The organism is Vibrio sp. OPT46 (assembly GCF_015163535.1).
GTDB lineage: Bacteria > Pseudomonadota > Gammaproteobacteria > Enterobacterales > Vibrionaceae > Vibrio > Vibrio alginolyticus.
In genome coordinates this window covers 1-490 of the sequence record NZ_JADDYG010000884.1, presented here as the reverse complement: position 1 = coordinate 490, position 490 = coordinate 1, and the positions used below count along the sequence as shown (strand labels likewise).

At 40.0% G+C, this 490-nt stretch carries 1 pseudogene; it reads right to left on the bottom strand.

The window, feature by feature from the left end:
* A pseudogene (locus tag IQR33_RS31375) lies at nucleotides 1-490 on the bottom strand (PLP-dependent aminotransferase family protein); the annotation flags it as partial.

Genomic DNA, 490 nt, shown 5'->3' with positions numbered 1-490 from the left:
TTATTCATATTGAGTAAATGGTGAGAGAAATGACCGTCACGCATGAATTCGTCAAGTAGGATTTGAGACACTACAGATGTACTTCTTCCCAAGTGCCATAACATATTTGAAATTGGCTCTATTAAAGACTTTGGCGGAATCATATAGCCAATGCGTATGCCGGGAAATAGTATTTTAGAGAAACTGCCTATCATAACGACGCAGTCATTTTTGTCTTGTGACTTGAGAGCTTTCTTACTGGTATTGAGATAGTGATATTCCGAATCATAATCATCTTCGATAATGATTGCGTTATTAACTTCTGCCCATCTCAGCAGTTCTAACTTCCTGTCAGCTGAGTAGCTAAAGCCTAAAGGGAACTGATGACTAGGCGTTGTATAAATAATTTTGGCATTAGAAGGGATTGATTCAACGACAACACCTTGGTCGTCCATCGGCACGGAGCCTATTTGCGCGCCAAGTAATCGAGCTTGATTTCGAAAAACAGGAT